Below are 19,990 nucleotides of genomic sequence, written 5' to 3'. Positions count from 1 at the left end.
AAAAAAGACCCCCACCAACCAAAAAATGGTCGACAGAGAAAAAAATTGGCATTTGACAAGTGCACGCTGTTGAGTTCTCAAAGATCGGACGCACCCACCATCCGGTTTCACAACCATCACCGCGGGGCAACTTCACTATCTTACACATCCTGCTCGGCGTGTCAATCCGGCTGAGCGAGGCGCAAGACCTCATCACAGTCGGCGACCAGCGGTCACAGAAGTGGAAGAAACCCATCCTAAACCGGAACCCGGTCTGCTCACCAGGAGCAGTTCGGATGGGGTGGTTCGCTACGTGAGGGGAGCCAGACCCTGAGGCCTTCCGCTCTACCCTTTGGGGCGAACAACAAGAACATTACGTGGATCCGGCCGTGCCGTCGAATCGACGCCGCATCCCGGGCGTGTCGCACGCGTGCGCCCCGGAAACACCCGGATCGCGGCGTGAGCTCGCGCGCTAGCGTTTAAGGCATGACCGAAGAACGATGGGTGTGGGGCGCCGGCCTCGCCACGACCGCCGAAGACGGAACCGTGCTCGACACGTGGTTCCCCTCCCCTGCTGCCGGGCGCATCCCCCTGGGCTACGACCCGCAGATGCCGCCCGACGAGCTCGACCGCCTCGCCGTCGACGATGCGCGCCGCGCCGTCACCGTCGAGATCGTCACGATCGAGGCGGACCTCGACGCTGCGCCGACCTCGACGTCTGACGCCTACCTGCGCCTGCACGCGCTGTCGCACCTGCTGGTGCGTCCCAACGAGGTGAACCTCGACGGGATCTTCGCGCACCTGCCCAACGTGGCGTGGACCAACGCGGGGCCCATTCACCCCGACGCGCTCACACGTCTGCGCCCGTTCCTCGCCCGCGAGGGCATCCAGGTGCAGGGGCTCGACAAGTTCCCGCGCCTGCTCGACTACGTCACACCGGCCGGCGTCCGCATCGCGGACGCGTCGCGTGTGCGCCTCGGCGCCTACCTGTCGCCTGGCACCACCGTCATGCACGAGGGCTTCGTGAACTTCAACGCCGGCACCCTGGGCCAGAGCATGGTCGAGGGCCGCATCTCGCAGGGCGTCGTCGTCGGCGACGGCAGCGACATCGGCGGCGGCGCCTCGATCATGGGCACGCTCTCGGGCGGCGGCACCCACAAGGTGTCGGTCGGCGCACGCACGCTGCTCGGAGCGAACGCCGGCATCGGCATCTCGCTCGGCGACGACTGCATCGTCGAGGCCGGGCTCTACGTGACCGCGGGCACCAAGGTCGTCCTTGCGGACGAGCCCCGCCGCGCCGACGGGACGCTTCCCACCGCGAAGGGCGCCGAGCTCTCCGGCAGCGCGGGTCTGCTCTTCCGCCGGAACTCGCTGACCGGAGCGGTCGAGGCCGTCCGCCGTGCGGGCGTCGGCGTCACCCTCAACGAGGCGCTGCACGCCTGACCCGAGTACGAACCGAGACCGCCCCGTCGTCCACGACGGGGCGGTCTCGTCGTTTCGCGGTCACCCGGTCGACGCGCAGCGCACACGGGCACGACGTGTCAGCGGCGGATGGCGTTGATCGCGAGATCCAGCACGCGCCGGCGCTGGGCCTCGTCATCGAACGATGCGACGGCCGCCACGCCCGACACCAGCTTGACCACGTCTCCGATCGAGATGTCGGGGTCGACGTCGCCTGCCGCCTGAGCGCGCTCGAGCAGGGGCTCCCCCGCCGACAGCATGATGGTGCGGCACTCCGCCAGCACCGGCGACCGCCGGTTGAGTCCGTCGAGCAGCGCGTGCTTGGTCCCCACGTAGGCGACGAACCGCTCGAGCCATGCGCGCAGCGCCTCCCACGGCTCGAGATCGGAGACCTCGTCCGCGGCGCGGGCGAGCGCGTCGACCTCGCCCAGGTACAGGGTCTCGATGAGGTCGTCGCGCGTCGGGAAGTTGCGATAGAGGGTGCCGATGCCGACGCCCGCCCGCCGGGCGATGTCCTCGAGAGACGCGCCGGACCCGTCCTCGGCGAACGCCTCACGGCCGGCGGCGACGAGCGCGTCGAAGTTCCGCGCGGCATCGGCCCGTTGCGGCCGACGCGCATCGAGCACAGACACCCGCTCTTCGACCGCCATGACCGAACCCTCCCGATATGCCCGAACCGCCCCTGACGGCGACGGCGAGACTGATGGTTGCGAAACGGAGGCACCCTCCGCTAATCTCAAAGCGGAGGCATCCTCCGTTCGGAGACCTCCCTCCACTTTATCCCGCATTCACCGGATCCGCACCCATCGGAAGGCCCGTCGATGCCCACTGTCCCGTTCACACCACGCGCCGCGTTCGCGGCGATCGCGCTCAGCGTCGCCTCGCTCGCGCTGCTGCAGAACCTCGTCATCCCCGTGATCCCGCTCATCGCCGCAGACTTCGGCGTGACAGCGGATGCCGCATCCTGGACCAACACGTCCTGGCTCATCGCGGCGGCCGTCGCCACTCCCCTGCTCGGCCGGATCGGCGACCTCCGCGGCCGACGCAACACGTTCCTCGCGGTGCTCGCGGTCGTCGCGATCGGCGACGTCGTCGCATCGTTCGCACCGAACCTCGAGGTCCTCATCCTCGCCCGCGTGCTCCAGGGCGTGGGCGGCGCCCTCTTCCCGCTCGCGTTCGGGCTGCTCCGCGACGTCATGCCCCGCCACCAGCTCACCGGTGCGATCGGCGCCACCAGCGCCATCATCGGCATCGGCGGTGCCGCGGGCAGCGTGCTCGCCGGTCCCCTCGCCGAGCTCCTCGGGTGGCACGGGATCTTCGCCGTCCCGTTCGTGGCGGCGGTCGCGGGCATCGTGCTCACGATGATGCTCGTGCCGCCGGCGGGCCTGCGCGCCGTCGGCCGTGTGAACGTGCTCTCGGCCGTGCTCCTGTCGGGCTGGCTCATCGCACTGCTCGTGCCGCTCAGCTCCGGAGCTCGCTGGGGCTGGACCGCGCCCCTCACCCTCGCGCTGTTCGCCGCCGCCCTGCTGCTCATGGTGGCGTGGGTGGTCTCCGAGCTCCGGTCGTCGGAGCCCCTCGTCGACCTCCGGCTCCTGGCTTCCCGGGCGATCTGGCCCGTCAACGCCGCCGCGCTCCTCATCGGAGCCGCTGCGTTCGGATTCTGGGGCTACCTGCCCCAGTTCCTCGAGACGCCGGCGAGCTCGGGCTGGGGACTCGGCCTCGGCGTGCAGGCCGCCGGGCTGGCGCTGCTCCCGCTCCTCATCGGCATGTCGAGCGTCGGCTTCGCGACGGGCGCGATCGCCCGCGTCATTCCGCTGCGGCTCATGATGGCACTGGGCGCGCTGCTCATGGCGGGCGGCGTCGTGTTCGCCGTGTTCGACCACGAGACGCTCCTCACCCTGGCGATCGCGGGCGGCGTGTTCGGCCTCGGCATCGGCCTCGCGTACGCGTCGACGGCGAGCATCATCGTCGAGAGCGTGCCCGCTGATCGCACCGGCATCGCGACCGGCGTCAACGCCAACCTCCGCACGATCGGATCGGCGATCGGCTCGGCCTTCACCACCGCCGTCGTGTTCGGCACGGTCGAGCCGGGCGGCACGCCTGCGCTCGACGGCTACGCCGTCGCGTGGCTGACCCTCGCCGCCGGAGCGGTCGTCGCCGCGATCCTGGTGCTCGCGATCCGGCCACGTGAGCGGACGGATGCTGCGGCCGGCGGTCCGCTCGAGAACGCCGACGAAGCGGCGCTGGCCGAGGTCGGCTGACCCGCTCGCCGCTCGAGCGGCCCCGCAACACGACGATGCCGCGCCCCGGTCAGGGGCGCGGCATCCATCGTTCTCACCGGATCAGGACAGACCCGGGTAGTTGCGCTCGGCGGCGCCGACGTACAGCTGCTGCGGGCGGCCGATCTTCGTCTGCGGGTCGCTCGCGGCCTCGCGCCACTGCGCGAGCCAGCCGGGCAGGCGCCCGATCGCGAAGAGCACCGTGAACATGCGCGTGGGAAAGCCCATGGCCTTGTAGATCACGCCGGTGTAGAAGTCGACGTTCGGGTACAGGCGGCGGTCCTGGAAGTACGCGTCGTTGAGCGCGATCTCTTCGAGCTCCTTGGCGAGGTCGAGGAGCGGGTCGCTCACGCCGAGGGCCGACAGCACCTCGTCGGCCGACTCCTTGACGAGCTTCGCGCGCGGGTCGTAGTTCTTGTAGACGCGGTGCCCGAAGCCCATGAGCTTCACGCCGTCTTCCTTGTTCTTGACCCGCTCGACGAAGCGCTGCACGCTCTCGCCGGAGTCGCGGATGCGCGCCAGCATGTCGAGCACGGCCTCGTTCGCACCGCCGTGCAGCGGGCCGTAGAGCGCGTTGATGCCGGCCGAGATCGACGAGAACTGGTTCGCTCCGGTCGAGCCGACGAGGCGGACGGTCGAGGTCGACGCGTTCTGCTCGTGGTCCTCGTGGAGGATGAGCAGCCGCTCGAGGGCCCGCGACATGACGGGGTTGACCTCGTAGACCTCCGACAGCACGCCGAAGTTGAGCTTCAGGAAGTTGTCGACGAACCCGAGCGAGTTGTCGGGGTACAGGAACGCCTGGCCGATGCTCTTCTTGTGCGCGTAGGCCGCGATCACGGGCAGCTTCGCGAGCATGCGGATCGTGTTCAGCTCGACGTGCTCGGGGTTGCTGGGGTCGGACTGGTGCTCGTAGTAGGTCGAGAGCGCCGAGACGGCCGACGACAGCACCGACATCGGGTGCGCGGTGTGCGGCAGCGCCGAGAAGAAGCGCTTGAGGTCCTCGTGCAGCAGGGTGTGCCGCCGGATCTTCTCGTCGAACTCCCCGAGCTGATCGGCGGTGGGCAGCTCGCCGTAGATGAGCAGCCACGCGACCTCGAGGTACGTGCTGTTCTTCGCGAGCTGCTCGATCGGGTAGCCGCGGTAGCGCAGCACACCCTCGTCGCCGTCGATGTACGTGATCGCCGACTTGGTCGCCGCGGTGTTCACGAAGCCGTAGTCGAGAGCCGTGTAGCCGGTCTGGCGGGTGAGGGTGGAGAGGTCCACGCTCGGTGTGCCGTCGGTGCCCCGCAGCAGCGGGAACTCGGCGGTGCTGCCACCGATCGTGAGGGTGGCCTTCTCCTGGTGGTTGCCCGCGTCGCTCACGGCGCCTCCTCGCGATTTCTGGTCGTGCCGGGGGTGTCGTCCGGTCCTGTGCACCGCCGGGGAGAGGGCTGCATCAGAACGGAGGGGCGGGACGGGGGATGCCGCGTCGCCGCGTTCTTACAGCCTAGTGCGCCGCCACGCCTACTGTTGACACGGCCAAAGGGCGACAGCATCCGATGGAGGAATCCTCAGATCTCGGAGGCGGATGCTGCGCGCAGCCGTGCGGCCGCGACGCCGATGCGCTCGTCGCTCGCGGTGAGCGACAGTCGCACGTGCTGCGGGAAGTGCGTGCCGTAGAAGTGGCCGGGGCCGGCGAGGATGCCGAGGTCTGCGAGGCGGCCGAGGCTCTCCCATGCGTCACGCCCCTCGGTCGCCCACAGGTACAGGCCCGCCTCGCTGGCGTCGATGCGGAATCCCGCGGCCTCGACGGCAGGACGCAGGACATCGCGCCGTCGGCGGTACAGCTCTTTCTGCGCGGCGACATGGACGTCGTCGGCGAGTGCCGCCGTCATCGCCGCCTGGACCGGCAGCGGAAGCATGAGGCCGAGGTGCTTGCGCGCCGTCAGCAGGCGCGCGACCACGGCGGGATCGCCGGCGAGGAACGCGGCGCGGTAGCCGGCGAGGTTGGACTGCTTGCTCAGCGAGTAGACAGACAGGACGCCGGTGAGGTCGCCGCCCGTGACGCGGGGGTCGAGTGCCGAGGGCACCGGGTCCACGTCCCACGGGGAATCCCAGCCGAGTTCGGCGTAACACTCGTCGGACGCGAGCACGGCACCGAGCTCGCGAGCTCTGGCGACCGCCGCGCGCAGCGCGTCGACGTCGAGCACGCGGCCGTCGGGGTTGCCCGGGGAGTTCACCCAGACGAGGCGCGTGCCCTCCGGCCACTCGGCAGGGTCGTCGGCGGCGACGGGCGTGGCGCCCACCAGGCGCGCCCCGACCTCGTACGTGGGATAGGCGGCGCGGGGGTGCACCACGACATCCCCCGGCCCGAGGCCCAGCAGCAGCGGGAGGAGCGCGACGAGCTCCTTCGACCCCACGGTCGGGAGCACGTTGTCGGCGGTCAGCCCGGGAACGCCCCGGCGCCGCTCGTACCAGGCTGCGATCGCCGCGCGCAGGGACGGGGTGCCGACGGTCTGCGGATAGGCGTGCGCATCGGTCGCGGCGCGGAGCGCCTCGGCGACGACGGCCGGCGTGGCGTCGACCGGCGAGCCGATCGACAGGTCGACGATGCCGTCCGGATGGGAGCACGCGCGTTCGGCGTACGGCGCGACGGCATCCCAGGGGTAGTCGGCGAGGTCGGCGACCCCCACGTCAGTGTTCCTGCGGCGGGAGCGCCTCGATGATCGGGTGGTCCTTGTGGATGACGCCGACCTTGGCGGCACCGCCCGGGGAGCCGATGTCGTCGAAGAACTCGACGTTGGCCTTGTAGTAGTCCTGCCACTCGTCGGGCAGGTCGTCTTCGTAGTAGATCGCCTCGACCGGGCACACCGGCTCGCAGGCACCACAGTCCACGCACTCGTCGGGATGGATGTACAGCGACCGGTCGCCCTCGTAGATGCAGTCCACGGGACACTCGTCGATGCAGGCGCGGTCCTTGACGTCCACGCAGGGAAGGGCGATCACGTACGTCACCCGGCCAGTCTAGCCGCGACCTCCCGCAGTGATCGGCCGTGCGACGATCAGGCGGGACGCTCGGCGGCCGCGTCCGTCCGCCCGCGCATGTCGGGCCACGCGATCACCAGTGCGGAGATGATCGGCACCAGTAGCGTCCAGACGATCCCGGGGTTGAACTGGCCCTCCGGTGCCTGCGGCACCACGACCGAGCCGCCCGGACCGGCGCCCGAGAACACGAGGGTCGCCGTCATGAGGCCGATCGCCACGGCCAGCGTGGCCCAGCGATCGCTCGTGAGCAGGCGCACCGCGACCAGCAGCGCCGTCACGCCGATCACCGCGAGGACCAGGCCGAGCGGGAACCAGCCGATCGCGTAGGCGTGGGCCACCGTGCCGGCGACGCCGTACACCAGTCCGACCAGCAGGGCGATGATCCAGCTGCCGATGCGGGCGGGGACGGAAGGGCGCATGCGTCGATGGTACCCGCGCCGCTGCGCGCTCGGTGGCGGGCCGGCCTCGGCCGGCAGCGCTAGGCCGCCCAGCCCCACAGCCGCAGGAGCGCGGCGACGAGCGCGGCGGCGATCACCACGACCAGGAACGGCGCGCGCAGCATCAGCAGGCCCGCCGCGACGAGCACGGCGGGCACCCGCGCGTCGACCACGACCGCCTGCCCGACCCCGAGGGTCTGCACGGCGACCAGCGCGGCGAGCAGCGCCACGGTGAGGAGGTCGGCGATGCGCATCGGCGTCGGCGCCTCGACCCACTTCGCGGGGATGAGATAGCCGACCGTCTTGAGCGCGACGCAGATGATCGAGGCCACGAGGATGGCCGTCCACATCGTCACGGCAGCCCCTCCCTCTCGGCGACGTCATCGGGTTCGGCGCCGACGCGTTCGTCTCTGCCGAGCCAGTTCGTCCACCCGACGACGATCGCGACGAGCGCCGCGATGATGACCGGGAGGCCCGGCATGAGGACGGGCGTCAGCACCGTCGCGACGACGGCCGCCGCCACGCCCACGACGATCGGCTGCCGCGCCCGCAGTCGCGGCCACAGCAGCGCGAGGAACGCCGCAGCGGCCGCGGCGTCGAGTCCGTACGCGCGGACGTCGCCGAGCACATCGCCCAGCAGTGCGCCCGCGAGCGTCGACAGGTTCCAGCCGACGTAGATCCCGAGGCCCGTCACCCAGAACCCGAGGGTGCGCGCATGCGGAGAGCGCTGCGCGAGCGCCACCGCCGTCGATTCGTCGATGGTGAACTGCGCCGCGGCGGCGCGCCGCCAGAACCCCGCGCCGATCACCGGCGACATACGGATGCCGTACGCGACGTTGCGCACGCCGAGCAGCGCCGCCGACGCGATCGCGGCCGGCACGGCGGCCAGTCCCCCGGCGCCGACGATCCCGACGAACGCGAACTGCGACCCGCCCGTGAACATCACCAGGCTCATCACGCACGTCTGCCAGACGTCGAGCCCGGCCGCCACCGCGAGCGCGCCGAACGAGATGCCGTAGGCGCTCGTCGCCAGCGCGACGCCCAGTCCCTCGCGCACGGCCCTGCGGCCCTCGCCGGCGCTGTGCGCATCGTCGAAGTGCGGGTCGAGGGTCACCTGGTCATGCTACCGAGGGGTCCGGCGGCGGACGCCGGGCCGCCCACCGGCCGGTGGCCTTCGGAGACGGCGGATGCTGCGACCCCGCGCCCTTCGCAGGGCGCGGGGTCGCAGCATCCGTTCGTCTTCTTACGCGTTGGCGTCCTGGCGCTTGAGGCGCGAGGCGGCGCGGCCGCGCTCGGTCGCATCGAGGATCACCTTGCGGATGCGCACCTTCTCGGGCGTCACCTCGACGCATTCGTCGTCGCGCGCGAACTCGAGGCTCTCTTCCAGCGAGAGGAGGCGCGGCGGAGTCATCGACTCGAACGCGTCAGCGGTCGAGGACCGCATGTTCGTGAGCTTCTTCTCCTTGGTGATGTTCACGTCCATGTCGTCGGCGCGCGAGTTCTCGCCGACGACCATGCCCTCGTAGACCTCTTCGGTCGGCTGCACGAAGAAGCTCATGCGCTCCTGCAGAGCGATCATGGCGAACGGCGTGACGACACCCGAGCGGTCGGCGACGATCGAGCCGTTCTGGCGCGCGACGATGTGGCCCGCCCAGTCGTCGTAGCCGTGCGAGATCGCGTTGGCGATGCCGGTGCCGCGCGTCATCGAGAGGAACTCGGTGCGGAAGCCGATGAGGCCGCGCGAGGGGACGATGAACTCCATGCGCACCCAGCCGGTGCCGTGGTTGACCATGGTCTCCATGCGGCCCTTGCGGGACGCCATGAGCTGCGTGATCGCGCCGAGGTATTCCTCGGGGGCGTCGATCGTCAGGTGCTCGAAGGGCTCCTTGACCTTGCCGTCCTCGCCCTTGCGCGTGACGACCTGGGGCTTGCCGACGGTGAGCTCGAAGCCCTCGCGGCGCATGTTCTCGACGAGGATCGCGAGCGCGAGCTCGCCGCGGCCCTGCACCTCCCACGCGTCGGGGCGGCCGATGTCGACGACCTTGAGCGACACGTTGCCGATGAGCTCGCGGTCGAGGCGGTCCTTCACCATGCGCGCGGTGACCTTATGGCCCTTGACCTTGCCGACGAGCGGCGAGGTGTTGGTGCCGATGGTCATCGAGATGGCGGGGTCGTCGACCGTGATCGCGGGGAGCGGCCGGACGTCCTCGGGGTCGGCGATGGTCTCGCCGATCGTGATCTCCTCGATGCCGGCGATGGCGACGATGTCGCCGGGGCCGGCCTCTTCGGCGGGGTAGCGCTCGAGGGCGCGGGTCTTCAGCAGCTCGGTGATGCGGGCGTTCGAGTGCGAGCCGTCGTGGCGCACCCACGCGACGGTCTGGCCCTTCTTGAGCGTGCCGTTGAAGACGCGCAGCAGGGCGAGACGACCGAGGAACGGGCTCGAGTCGAGGTTGGTGACCCACGCCTGCAGCGGCGCCTCGTCGTCGTACGACGGGGCTGGCACGTGCTCGAGGATCGCCTCGAACAGAGGCTCGAGGTCGGCGTTGTCGGGCAGCTCGCCGTTGGCGGGACGGGTGCGGGATGCTGCGCCCGCGCGCCCGCTCGCGTACACGACGGGGACGTCGAGTAGGGCGTCGATGTCGAGGTCGGGCACGTCCTCGTGGAGGTCGGACGCGAGCCCGAGCAGCAGGTCGTGCGCCTCTTCCTCGACCTCGGCGATACGTGCGTCGGGGCGGTCGGTCTTGTTCACCAGGAGGATGACCGGCAGCTTCGCCTCGAGCGCCTTGCGCAGCACGAAGCGGGTCTGCGGCAGCGGGCCCTCGCTCGCGTCGACGAGCAGCACGACGCCGTCGACCATCGAGAGGCCGCGCTCGACCTCGCCGCCGAAGTCGGCGTGGCCGGGGGTGTCGATGACGTTGATCGTCACCGGGACATCGGAGTGGATGCCGTTGTACGTGATCGCGGTGTTCTTCGCGAGGATCGTGATGCCCTTTTCGCGCTCGAGGTCGTTCGAGTCCATCGCGCGCTCTTCGACGTGAGCGTGCTCGCCGAACGAGCCGGTCTGGCGGAGCATCGCGTCGACGAGGGTGGTCTTGCCGTGGTCGACGTGAGCGACGATAGCCACGTTGCGGAGGTCCGGACGGAGGGCGCGCGCCATGAGGGAATCCTTGAAAGAGAATGGGGGTGCCGGAATGCCGGCACCCCCATTCTATTGGGCACTTCTGAGTGTCGCCTTTCGGCGGCCTGATCAGCCCTCGAGGCCCGCCTCGATCAGGGCGGCGCGCGCCTCGCGGCGCACGCGCTGCTCCTCCGGGTCGGGGACCGGGATCGCGGCGATCAGGCGGCGCGTGTAGTCCTCCTTGGGCGCGCGCAGGATCTGCCCCGTCGCACCCTGCTCGACGATCTTGCCGTGGTGCATCACGATGATGCGGTCGGCGAGCGAGTCGACGACCGCGAGGTCGTGGCTGATGAAGAGGCACGCGAAGCCCATGTCGGCCTGCAGCTGACGCAGCAGCTGCAGAACGGTCGCCTGCACCGAGACGTCCAGCGCCGAGGTCGGCTCGTCGGCGATCAGCAGCTTCGGCTGCAGCGACAGTGCGCGCGCGATGCCGACGCGCTGCTTCTGACCGCCCGACAGCTCGTGCGGGTAGCGGTTGCGGTACGCGCGAGGCAGCTCCACGGCATCCAGCAGCTCCTGCACCTTCACGTCCAGGTCGCGGCCCTTGGCGATGCCCGCGAGGAGCATCGGCTCGCCGATCGACTGGCCGATCGGAAGGCGCGGGTTGAGCGACGACGACGGGTCCTGGAAGACGATGCCGACGTCCTTGTGCACCTTGTGCAGGAGGCGGCGGTCGGCCTTCGAGATGTCGTAGCCGACGACCTCGGCCTTGCCGTCCGCGATCGGCAGCAGGCCGATGGCGGCGCGGCCGACCGTCGTCTTGCCCGACCCCGACTCGCCCACCAGTCCCGTGACCTCGCCCGGGTAGATGGTGAAGTTCGCGTGCTCGACGGCGCGGAAGGCGGGGACGCGCCCCTTCTTGGGGTAGTCGATCGCGACGTCCGTGAAGTCGAGCACCGGGGCGCCCAGACCCTTGCGGCGCTCCTCGTCCTCGCGGGCGGCGACGTCCGCGAGGCGGATCACCGATGTGTCGCCGGCGAGGGCCGCCGTCGTGTCGATCGTCTCGCCCTGTGCGTCGCCGATGCGCGGCACCGCCGCGAGCAGCTGCTGCGTGTACGGGTGCGTCGGCCGGTTGAAGACGTCGTCGACGCTGCCGCGCTCGACGATCTCGCCCTTGCGCATCACCACGATGTCGTCGGCGATGTCCGCCACCACGCCCATGTCGTGCGTGATGATCAGGATCGCCGAGTCGAGGCGGTGACGGAGGTCGCGCATGAGGTCGAGGATCTCGGCCTGCACCGTCACGTCGAGGGCCGTCGTCGGCTCGTCGGCGATGAGCAGCTGCGGGTCGCACGAGATCGACTGCGCGATCATGGCGCGCTGACGCTGGCCGCCCGACAGCTGGTGCGGGTACGAGTTGAACGCCTTCAGCGGGTCGGGCAGCTCCACGAGGTCGAGCAACTCGAGCGCACGCACGCGTGCCGTGCTCGGCGTCATGCCCTGGTGGATGCGCAGCGTCTCGATGATCTGGAAGCCGACCGTGAACACGGGGTTCAGCGCCGTCATCGGCTCCTGGAAGATCACCGCGATCTCGCGGCCGCGGACGCGCCGCAGGTCGTCCTTGCGGAGCCCGAGGATCTCGCGACCGCCGAGCTTGACGCTGCCGGTGACACGCGCGTTCGACGGCAGCAGCCCGAGCATGGCCATCGAGCTGGCGCTCTTGCCGGAGCCCGACTCGCCCACGATCGCGAGGGCCTTGCCCGACTCGACCGAGTAGTTCAGCTTCTTCGCCGCGGGCACCCAGAAGTTGTCGACGGCGAAGTCCACGGACAGGCCGCTCACTTCGAGCAGCGGGGTGCCGGTTCCGGTCGCGGGGCCGGTCGCCGGGGTTTCGGGAGACGCGTTCATTTCATGGTCCTTGTGGGATCGGAAGAGAGAATGAGGAGGTGACCGACCTGCCGATCCGCATCGACTCCCGCTTCAACCGCATTGCTGCCGTCATCGTCTGGAGTCTTGCGGCGCTCGCAGTGATCAGCGCCGTATGGAGTGCGGACCTGCGCCTGGCGTGGGTCTACGCCGGCGCGCCGCTGGCGGCCCTGCTCGGATGGGGAGCCCTGTGGCGTCCGTGCGTCGTCGTGTCGGAGCGCGGTGTGCGCGTCCAGAACGTCAGCCACGACGTCGACGTGCCGTGGGAGGCCCTGGTGCACGTCGAGACGGCGCGCGCCCTGACGCTCCACACGCCGTCCGGCGCCTTCACCGCGTGGTCCGCGCCGGCGCCCGGCATCTTCACCACCATGATGGGCAACGCGAAGGCCCGCCGCGAGTCGCGCGCCGCCGGCAGCGACGCGCGCCCCAGCGACCGCATGGGCACGGACTCCGGCAACGCCGCGCTCGTCATCCGCGAGACGTGGCGCAGCCGGCTGGACGAAGGCCAGGTGGAGCTCGGCGTGGCCGACGATACCCCCGTGAAGCGCCACTGGCACGTGGCGTTCCTGGCGGCCTCGGGCCTGCTCGCGGTGGCGACGATCGCGCTGATCATCGCCACCGGCTGAGAGCCTGGCGCGCATCATCCGCGACGATCCGTGTCGGGCGCGATCTCCTCGTCGAGGACGTCCTCGGGGCGGTCGCTCGTGACACCCTCGACGATCGCGGCACCACCGGCGGTGACGAGAGCACCCTCCGGGACGTCGGCGGTGGTGCCGCCGACGAGGTACGCGTCCTCGGGGAGATCCTTGACCTTGCGGAACACGATGCGCTTCTGACGCGGGTCGAACGCGTCGCGCAGGCCGTCACCGACGAAGTTGACGAGCAGCGAGAGGATCACGATGAACGCCGCCGGCCACCAGAACAGCCACGGACGGGTCTGGAACGCCGACTCGTTCTGCGAGATCAAGAGGCCCAGTGAGACGTCCGGCGACTTCACGCCGTAGCCGAGGAACGACAGCGACGTCTCGAGGATGACGGCCGCGGCGATGAGCAGCGTCGTCGCGACGATGACCACGCCGATGGCGTTCGGGAGGATGTGCTTGAAGATGATGCGCGCGTCCGATGCGCCGGCGACACGTGCCGCCTCGACGAACTCGCGCTCGCGCAGCGTCAGGAACTCCGCGCGCACGAGACGCGCGATGCCGGTCCAGACGAAGAACCCGAGGAACAGCGCCAGCAGCAGCGGGCCGAGGTTGCCGACCGCCGAACCGACGACGGCGCCGATGACGATCACCGGGATCACGATGACGATGTCGGTCAGACGCATCAGCACCGAGTCGACCCAGCCGCGGTAGTAACCGGCCAGAGCACCGACCACGACGCCCAGGAAGGCGCCGATGATGCCGATGATGAACATGATGTAGGACGAGTTCACGAGACCGCGCATGGTCATCGCGAAATAGTCCTTGCCCACCGTGTTCTGGCCGAACGGGTGCTCGCCGAGCGAGAACGGCCAGAGCGTCAGCGTCGGCTTGCCGCCGTTGGTGATCGGCAGGAGCTCCTCATAGTTCCACTTCCACCAGCCGGGGATCGGGCCGATGCCCGTCGCCGAGATCGCGAAGCCGACGATGAGGATGAACAGGATCGCGCTGACCACCGCGGGGCGGTGCGACATGAAGCGCCGGAAGGTGAGTCGTCCCTGGCTGACGCCGCGCTCGTCGGCGGTCTGGACGTGAACCCCGCCGTCGGACGGCGCGGTGGGCGGCTCGAGGGCCGGATCGATGGGGATCGACATTACTTGACCCTCACTCTCGGGTCGATCGCCGAGTACGCGAGGTCGGCGAGGAAGTTGAACGTGATGGCGAACACAGCGATGACCACGAAGTACGCCATGACGGGGTTCGGGTCGGCGTGCGACAGACCCTGGTTGAAGAGTGCGCCCATACCGCTGAACGCGAAGATGCGCTCCGTGATGATCGCACCACCGATCAGGGCTCCGACGTCGGCCGCGATGATCGTGGTGATCGGGATCAGCGAGTTGCGGAACGCGTGGCGCACGACGACCGTCCGCTCGGGAAGGCCCTTCGCGCGCGCGGTGCGGATGTAGTCCTGGTTGAGCGTCTCGAGCATGCCGCCGCGCGCGTAGCGCGTGTAGGCGGCGAACGAGATCAGCATGAGGCTGATCGTCGGCAGCAGCAGGTGTGTGAAGGTGTCGATGCTCTGGATCCAGAAGTCACCCTGCAGGTTCGGCGTCTGCGAGCCGATGGTCGGGATCGGCCGGCCGTTCACCTTCGGGTTGTTGACGTACGAGTTCCAGTTCTGCATGTACTGGTCGACGATGATCACGCCCATGCCGAGCAGGCCGCTGAGGACGCCGATGCGGATCGCCTGACCCTTGTCGTACTCGCCCAGGAACCAGCCGGCGACCGCCCCGACGAGCGCGGCGGCGACGAAGAGCGCGAGCACACCCCAGCCGTTGAACGACTTGAGGAACGGCTGCAGCACGAAGTACGCCGCGATGAGCACGATCGCGGTGACCCCGGCGGTACGCCACGCATACCGTGCCCGGGCGCCCGCGATGATCAGCACCATGCCCGCGGCGAACGCCGCGATCAGCAGCGGCGTGAGGATCGGGCCCAGCGACGGGTTGAGGAACCACGCCGTCACGCTCATGCCGTAGAGCATCGCTCCGGTGGTCACGACGGACGCGGCGAAGACGACCAGGCGACGTTGCCTGTTCCCGCCGATGATCGCCTGCCAGAAGACGCCGGAGATGAGACTCAGCACGATGATCCACGGCCATGTGAACACCGGGCTGTCGAGCCAGTCGTTGAAGCCGAGGGCCACGAAGACCTTGAGGAGAACACCCATCACGAACGAGGGCAGCGAGTAGAAGAGGAAGCTGGCGAACGTGAACGAGTAGTCGATCGCGCTGTACTGACGCAGCGCCGAGATGATGCCGACGAGGATGCCGAGGACGATGGCGAGGATCGTCGAGGCGGTCACGAGCTGGAGCGTCGCGCCCATGGCGCGAGCGAGGACGACGGTGACTTCCTGGTTCTGGATCGTCACGCCGAGGTCGCACCCGCCGAACGGGATGACGCAGCGCGCGGCGCCGAGAAGCCAGTTGAACCAGCGGACGGGAATGGGCTGGTCGAGGTTCAGCCACGCGATGCGCTGTGCGATCAGCGCGTCGCGGTTCGGGCTGTTGGAGGCGTACAGGTCCTCGAGGGGATCTCTTGCCAGAGCCACGAGTGTGTACATCAGGAAGGATGCGGCGATGAGGATCAGGATCGAGACCCCGACGCGCCGCAGAACAAAGCTAAGCACTGGGCTGGCCCTTCATGCAGAAAAGGTAGCAGGCGGGCGACGGCGGCAGCAGAGGCCTGGCGTCGGGTCGCCGGCTGTTGTGTGGACGGGAAGACACACGCACGGGGCGCCGGGCTGTTAGCACCCGACGCCCCATGGCGTGGTGTTTCAGATCGTCACCGAAATTACTCGGCGACCGTCCACTCCCAGAAGTTCCAGAACACACCGGTCTGGTTGCCCATGAACGTGATGCCCTGGACACGGTCGGTGTGCGCCTCGAGGCCGGGGCCCTGGAAGAGCGGCAGACCGTAGGCGTCCTTGAACAGCTCGGTGTCGGCCTGGATCGTCAGCTCGTCGATCTTGTCGGTGTCGAGCGTCGTGGGGATCGTCTGGGCGATCTCGTCGACCGTGGCGTTCTTGTACTGGTTGAAGTTGCTGCCACCGAAGCTCGCGAAGATCTGCGGGATGGTGCCGTTGCCGACACCGGGCGAGATCCAGCCGAAGATGACGGCGTCGTAGATGTCCGAACCGAGCTGAGCGCTCCAGTCCTCACGGCCCACATCCTCGATCACGAAGCCTGCCTGCGAAGCCGAGGCCTGGATGGCCTCGAACGCCGCGACGCGGTTCGGGTTGTTGATGTTGTACATGAGGCGGACGGTCGGCGTCGCACCGGCGAGGAGCTCCTTGGCGCCCTCGATGTCGACGTCGGCGTACGCGTCCGAGCCGTTCTCCTTGACCGCGTCCGCGTAGGGCTTCTGCGCCGGGATGAACAGGTTCGAGTTGAGGACCTCGGCCTCGGGGTTGACCGGCTTGATCAGCGTGTCGACGAGCTGCTGACGCGGGATCGTCTTGAGGAACGCCTCACGCACGTTCTGCTCGGCGAACACGCCGGCGAACGTCAGGTCGAGGTGGTCGTAGTTCAGCGCGTCGCCCTGGAGGACCTCGACGCCGTCGATCGCCTGGAGAGCGGTGAGGGTGTCGCCGCTCGCCTGCGGAGCGATGATGTCGACCTCCTGGTTCTGGAGGGCGGTCACCTGCGCCTGCGAGTCGCCGATGAAGCGGATCACGAGCTCCGAGAACTGGGGCTTGAGGTCACCGGTGTACTTGTCGTTGAGCTTCAGCGTCATCGACTGCGTGGGCTCCCACGAGTCGATGATCCACGGGCCGCTGGAGAGGAACAGCGACGGGTCGCTGGGCAGCGACGTCATGTCGAAGCCGGTGTTCCAGAAGTCGGCCGCAGCCTTGAGGGTCTCGTTGACCGGGGCCGGGTTGGCGGCGTCGCCGCGCGGCATGGTCAGGATCGTGTCGATGAGCTCGGCCTGGTCGACGCCCGACTTCTCGGCGACGACGTGCACGGGCTGGTCGATGAGGCCCTGGATGTTCCAGTCGACGAAGGGCTGGTCGTACTCGAGGACGAGCGAGAGCTTGTCGTCGGCGACCTCGGAGATCTTCGAGTCCTTGATGCCCTCGGTGCTGGCGGCGGTGTCGAAGTAGCGCGTGCCGCTGACGACGTCACCCGACTCGGGGTCGGTGGTCGCGTCGTCGAAGACGCCGCCGTTGGCCGCCCAGCCGAAGATCAGGTCGTCGGTCGTGATGGGCTCGCCGTCCGACCACACGAGGCCGTCGTTGAGCGTGTACTTCACCTGGAGGGGGTCTTCGCTGACGACCTCCATCGTTCCGAACGACTCGTCGGGAACGACCTCGTACGTGTCGCTGACGGTGAAGAAGCCGGCACGCGTCAGGTAGTTAACCTTGCCGTTGATGTCGAGGTTTCCGTTGGAGCTCGTCGAGTTGGTGCTCGTGAACTCGTTCACCTCGGCAACGGTCACCGCGGTGTCGGTGGTGGTGGGCTCCTCCGTGGCCGGCGGGGTCGTCGAGCAACCGGCGAGGACCATTGCGGTCACGCCGACGCCCGCCGCGACTCCGAGTGCGCGCATGCGCCACGTCGTCTTGTCAGACACTTGTGTCTCCTCTGTGCAGGGTAATGCGCGCGAATCCGGCCTGAACCGGACCTGCGCGCGGATGGGAAAACGATAAGCACCGGTTGTGAGATGGTCAAAACGATCGGCGAAAACGTTACAGAGCCTTAACTCAATCGACGCGGAGTGTGACAATCTGACAAGATGACGCCGCCGAACCGGCCCACAGGCTTGAGGGTTTCCACTACTGTGTCTCCCCTCGCTCCGTACGACCGTCGACGTCTCACGTGGGAGGTCTGGATCGTCCTCGCGATCACGGTCGGGCAGTCTGCGCTGTACTCGGTGCTGTCGCTCGTACGCAAGCTCCTGGCACCCGTCCCGCTCGGCCAGCAGCAGACCCAGGTGAACCCCTCGCGCGACGCGCAGGCGATATGGGATGTCGTCTATCAGCTCCTCGCGGTCTTCTTCGCGCTCGCCCTCGTTGCGCTGGTCGTCTACCTGCTCTGGGAGCCGGGGAGCAACGCGCTGCGCCGCATCGGACTGGACTTCTCGAGGTTCGGCGGAGACCTCGGCCGAGGCATCCTTGTCGCCGCCGTCATCGGTGTTCCGGGTCTCGCCCTCTATGCCGCCGGCCGCGCGCTCGGTGTCACCGTCGCGGTGGTGGCCTCACCGCTCGACGCGGCGTGGTGGACGGTGCCGCTGCTGGTGCTGTCGGCGCTGCGCGCCGGGCTGACCGAAGAGGTCATCTTCATCGGCTACCTGTTCGATCGGCTCCGCCGGTTCGGATGGAACGACTGGGCCATCATCCTGACCTCCGCGGGCCTGCGCGGCGCCTACCACGCGTACCAGGGCCTCGGTGCGATCGTCGGCAACTTCGTGATGGGCGTGGTGTTCGGCTGGTGCTACCGGCGGTGGGGTCGCGTCATGCCGCTCGTGATCGCGCACACGGTGCTCGACATCGTCGCGTTCGTCGGGTATCCCCTGGCCGCCGCGCTGTGGCCCGGCGTCTTCGCCCCCATCCCGACGCCGACGCCGACCCCGACCCCGTCCCCGTCGCCCGCCGCCTGATCCCGGGTGTGGCCCGCGGCGAGATCCCGGTGTGGCCCGCGGCCTGACCCCGGATGTGGCCCGCGGCGCCGGCCGGTCCCCACCTCCCGCGCCAGCCCGGCCTGCCGGCGACCGGCTGCCTCCGCGCGCCGTCGGGCCGCAGCATCCGTCCCCCTCCGCCCCTGCGCCCGCCCGAGCTGACAGCACCGACCCCACTTTCGGCGAGAGTACAGCTGGTCGCCGAGGTGTTGGTTGCTTCCCTACCTCTCGTCCACCAGCATTACTCTCGCCGGAACTGGGGGCGCCGGTGACGCGCGGACCGAGGCGAGGACGGCTTGGCGGCCGCTCCTCCACAGCGGGCGGGGCGACGCGCAGTGTCCACAGAAGGTGGCGTCGGACCACCGGGGCTGCGGGCAGCGGAGCATGGTGGACGGTTGCCGCTGGCCACCTTCGCACGAACCATCAAGCCCAGCCCGTTGGCGCTGCTGCGCCATTCCGATGTGCCCCACCCCGAACGCGGCGTGGCCAAGGGCGAGCTGGTCAAGGTCCGGCATGGCGTCTATGCGGCCGCTGCGTTGTGGAAGTCGCTGGCTCCCTGGGACCGGTATCTCGTCAGGGTAGATGAGCGCGGCGGCGTGGACGCGTGCGCGCCGTCTTCTGCCTGGAGTCCGCGGCAGCGCTGCTCGGAATGCCGATCTTCGGCGATCCGATCGATGTTCATGTGCTCGTGCCGGCGGGACGCGCGTCGAGGCTCATCTCGGGCGTGCGCACGCACCGCTCGAGCGAAGACCGGACGATCGTTGCGACGGGCGGTGTCGCCATGACGGGCCCCGAGGACACCGCGGTCGATCTCGCCCGTCTGCGGCATCCGGCGATCGGCCTCGCGTCCGCGGATGCGGCCATGCGGCACCCAGCCGAGTCGACTGCCGAACGACTGTTGCTGATCAACGAGGCTCGTGTCAGCGGCCGCGGTCGAGACATCGCCCGCTGGCCCCTCGCCCGGGCGAGGCCCGAATCCGAGACCGCCATCGAGTCCGTCAGCCGGGCCGTGATCGAGTGGCTCGGCTTCCCCGCGCCGGAGCTGCAGGTCGCGGGACAGAAGGACCGGGCCGACTTCGTCTGGAAGCTCGCCCGGCTGGGCGGAGAGGCCGACGGCGACCTCAAGTACGACGGGCGATTCGGCGACGCGCGCGAGGTGCTGCGTCGCCAGACCCTCCGCGACAGGCGGCTGCGCACCCACCTCCGCGCGGTCGTTCACTGGGGATGGACCGACGCGACCACCGTCACGCCGTTGCGCGACATCCTGACGGGGTCCGGTCTGCGGCCGATCGCGCCCGAGCAGACCGCGCAGCTCCACTCGCTCCGCCGCCTGCTGGCGTCGCACGCACCGCACGTCGTCGGTGGCCCTTCGCCGACGCGCGGCCGCTGAGCTCGCGAGAGTACACCTGGTGGACGAGATGTTGGTTGGTTCCCTACCTCTCGTCCACCAGC

The 19,990-nt window shown here is 69.3% G+C and carries 17 protein-coding genes; 5 read left to right on the top strand and 12 right to left on the bottom strand.

The genetic code is table 11. The features are described 5' to 3' along the window. Positions 1 to 465 precede the first annotated feature (465 nt). Positions 466 to 1,422, top strand: a complete 957-nt coding sequence (gene dapD, locus ACFC1I_RS17215) for a 2,3,4,5-tetrahydropyridine-2,6-dicarboxylate N-succinyltransferase (protein WP_376012058.1) — start codon at positions 466 to 468, stop codon at positions 1,420 to 1,422. A gap of 98 nt (positions 1,423 to 1,520) precedes the next feature. Here the strand turns inward: dapD and ACFC1I_RS17210 are convergent, their stop codons facing one another. Then, positions 1,521 to 2,090: a TetR/AcrR family transcriptional regulator gene (locus tag ACFC1I_RS17210; RefSeq protein ID WP_376012056.1), complete on the bottom strand. Its 570-nt coding sequence runs from the start codon at positions 2,088 to 2,090 to the stop codon at positions 1,521 to 1,523. 171 nt (positions 2,091 to 2,261) lie between these two features. On the opposite strand from ACFC1I_RS17210, the gene ACFC1I_RS17205 reads away from it, so the two are divergent. Continuing rightward, on the top strand, positions 2,262 to 3,701 hold the full coding sequence (locus tag ACFC1I_RS17205) for an MFS transporter (RefSeq protein ID WP_376012053.1): 1,440 nt from the start codon (positions 2,262 to 2,264) through the stop codon (positions 3,699 to 3,701). An 81-nt stretch (positions 3,702 to 3,782) separates the two neighbouring features. Here the strand turns inward: ACFC1I_RS17205 and ACFC1I_RS17200 are convergent, their stop codons facing one another. The 8 genes from ACFC1I_RS17200 to ACFC1I_RS17165 all read right to left on the bottom strand — a co-directional run bounded on the left by ACFC1I_RS17200 (position 3,783) and on the right by ACFC1I_RS17165 (position 12,206). Next, positions 3,783 to 5,081: a citrate synthase gene (locus ACFC1I_RS17200; RefSeq protein WP_376012050.1), complete on the bottom strand. Its 1,299-nt coding sequence runs from the start codon at positions 5,079 to 5,081 to the stop codon at positions 3,783 to 3,785. Positions 5,082 to 5,269: 188 nt separating this feature from the next. Further along, positions 5,270 to 6,391 (bottom strand): succinyldiaminopimelate transaminase, encoded by a 1,122-nt coding sequence (gene dapC / locus ACFC1I_RS17195; RefSeq protein WP_376012047.1) that lies wholly within the window; start codon positions 6,389 to 6,391, stop codon positions 5,270 to 5,272. Position 6,392: 1 nt separating this feature from the next. Further along, a complete protein-coding gene (gene fdxA / locus ACFC1I_RS17190; protein ID WP_018170155.1) occupies positions 6,393 to 6,713 on the bottom strand; it encodes a ferredoxin in 321 nt (106 codons plus the stop codon). Positions 6,714 to 6,760: 47 nt separating this feature from the next. Next, positions 6,761 to 7,162, bottom strand: a complete 402-nt coding sequence (locus tag ACFC1I_RS17185; protein WP_376012044.1) for a DUF6113 family protein — start codon at positions 7,160 to 7,162, stop codon at positions 6,761 to 6,763. A gap of 59 nt (positions 7,163 to 7,221) precedes the next feature. Further along, positions 7,222 to 7,536, bottom strand: coding sequence for an AzlD domain-containing protein (locus ACFC1I_RS17180; protein WP_376012042.1), 315 nt, complete (start codon positions 7,534 to 7,536; stop codon positions 7,222 to 7,224). Next, on the bottom strand, positions 7,533 to 8,294 hold the full coding sequence (locus ACFC1I_RS17175; protein WP_376012040.1) for an AzlC family ABC transporter permease: 762 nt from the start codon (positions 8,292 to 8,294) through the stop codon (positions 7,533 to 7,535). Before ACFC1I_RS17175 ends, ACFC1I_RS17180 begins: the two co-directional genes overlap by 4 nt. A 129-nt stretch (positions 8,295 to 8,423) precedes the next feature. Beyond that, the gene (typA, locus tag ACFC1I_RS17170; RefSeq protein WP_376012037.1) at positions 8,424 to 10,337 is read right to left on the bottom strand and encodes a translational GTPase TypA; all 1,914 of its coding nucleotides are present in this window, start codon (positions 10,335 to 10,337) and stop codon (positions 8,424 to 8,426) included. A gap of 90 nt (positions 10,338 to 10,427) precedes the next feature. Beyond that, positions 10,428 to 12,206: an ABC transporter ATP-binding protein gene (locus tag ACFC1I_RS17165; protein WP_376012035.1), complete on the bottom strand. Its 1,779-nt coding sequence runs from the start codon at positions 12,204 to 12,206 to the stop codon at positions 10,428 to 10,430. Positions 12,207 to 12,244: 38 nt separating this feature from the next. Between ACFC1I_RS17165 and ACFC1I_RS17160 the strand changes: the two genes are divergently transcribed. Further along, positions 12,245 to 12,850: a PH domain-containing protein gene (locus ACFC1I_RS17160; protein WP_376012033.1), complete on the top strand. Its 606-nt coding sequence runs from the start codon at positions 12,245 to 12,247 to the stop codon at positions 12,848 to 12,850. A gap of 14 nt (positions 12,851 to 12,864) precedes the next feature. Here ACFC1I_RS17160 and ACFC1I_RS17155 read toward each other — a convergent pair whose 3' ends face one another. From ACFC1I_RS17155 to ACFC1I_RS17145, 3 genes are all read right to left on the bottom strand, one after another. Further along, complete coding sequence (locus ACFC1I_RS17155) at positions 12,865 to 14,019, bottom strand: ABC transporter permease (RefSeq protein ID WP_376012031.1); 1,155 nt, start codon at positions 14,017 to 14,019, stop codon at positions 12,865 to 12,867. Beyond that, positions 14,019 to 15,554 carry an ABC transporter permease gene (locus tag ACFC1I_RS17150; protein WP_376012029.1) on the bottom strand — a complete coding sequence of 512 codons (1,536 nt, stop codon included), beginning with the start codon at positions 15,552 to 15,554 and terminating at the stop codon, positions 14,019 to 14,021. The genes ACFC1I_RS17155 and ACFC1I_RS17150 overlap by 1 nt, the downstream gene beginning before the upstream one ends. Before the next feature lie 164 nt (positions 15,555 to 15,718). Further along, positions 15,719 to 17,494, bottom strand: a complete 1,776-nt coding sequence (locus tag ACFC1I_RS17145; RefSeq protein WP_376012027.1) for an ABC transporter family substrate-binding protein — start codon at positions 17,492 to 17,494, stop codon at positions 15,719 to 15,721. A gap of 162 nt (positions 17,495 to 17,656) precedes the next feature. Here ACFC1I_RS17145 and ACFC1I_RS17140 point away from each other — a divergent pair, with 162 nt between their 5' ends. Continuing rightward, the gene (locus tag ACFC1I_RS17140) at positions 17,657 to 18,520 is read left to right on the top strand and encodes a CPBP family intramembrane glutamic endopeptidase (RefSeq protein WP_376012025.1); all 864 of its coding nucleotides are present in this window, start codon (positions 17,657 to 17,659) and stop codon (positions 18,518 to 18,520) included. A gap of 622 nt (positions 18,521 to 19,142) precedes the next feature. Continuing rightward, entirely contained in the window at positions 19,143 to 19,928 is a 786-nt protein-coding gene (locus ACFC1I_RS17135) for a hypothetical protein (protein ID WP_376012023.1), read from the top strand. Positions 19,929 to 19,990: the final 62 nt, after the last annotated feature.

Source organism: Microbacterium sp. NPDC056044, assembly GCF_042267145.1.
Taxonomy (GTDB): Bacteria; Actinomycetota; Actinomycetes; order Actinomycetales; family Microbacteriaceae; genus Microbacterium.
Note: the sequence above shows the minus strand (reverse complement) of the source record. Positions and strands in the feature narration are given on the sequence as shown.

Excerpts from the sequence above, each read along its gene's own strand:
- dapD (WP_376012058.1), top strand. The coding sequence starts at position 466 with ATGACCGAAGAACGATGGGTGTGGGGCGCCGGCCTCGCCACGACCGCC.
- ACFC1I_RS17210 (WP_376012056.1), bottom strand. The coding sequence starts at position 2,090 with ATGGCGGTCGAAGAGCGGGTGTCTGTGCTCGATGCGCGTCGGCCGCAA.
- ACFC1I_RS17205 (WP_376012053.1), top strand. The coding sequence starts at position 2,262 with ATGCCCACTGTCCCGTTCACACCACGCGCCGCGTTCGCGGCGATCGCG.
- ACFC1I_RS17185 (WP_376012044.1), bottom strand. The coding sequence starts at position 7,162 with ATGCGCCCTTCCGTCCCCGCCCGCATCGGCAGCTGGATCATCGCCCTG.
- typA (WP_376012037.1), bottom strand. The coding sequence starts at position 10,337 with ATGGCGCGCGCCCTCCGTCCGGACCTCCGCAACGTGGCTATCGTCGCT.
- ACFC1I_RS17165 (WP_376012035.1), bottom strand. The coding sequence starts at position 12,206 with ATGAACGCGTCTCCCGAAACCCCGGCGACCGGCCCCGCGACCGGAACC.
- ACFC1I_RS17155 (WP_376012031.1), bottom strand. The coding sequence starts at position 14,019 with ATGTCGATCCCCATCGATCCGGCCCTCGAGCCGCCCACCGCGCCGTCC.
- ACFC1I_RS17140 (WP_376012025.1), top strand. The coding sequence starts at position 17,657 with ATGACGCCGCCGAACCGGCCCACAGGCTTGAGGGTTTCCACTACTGTG.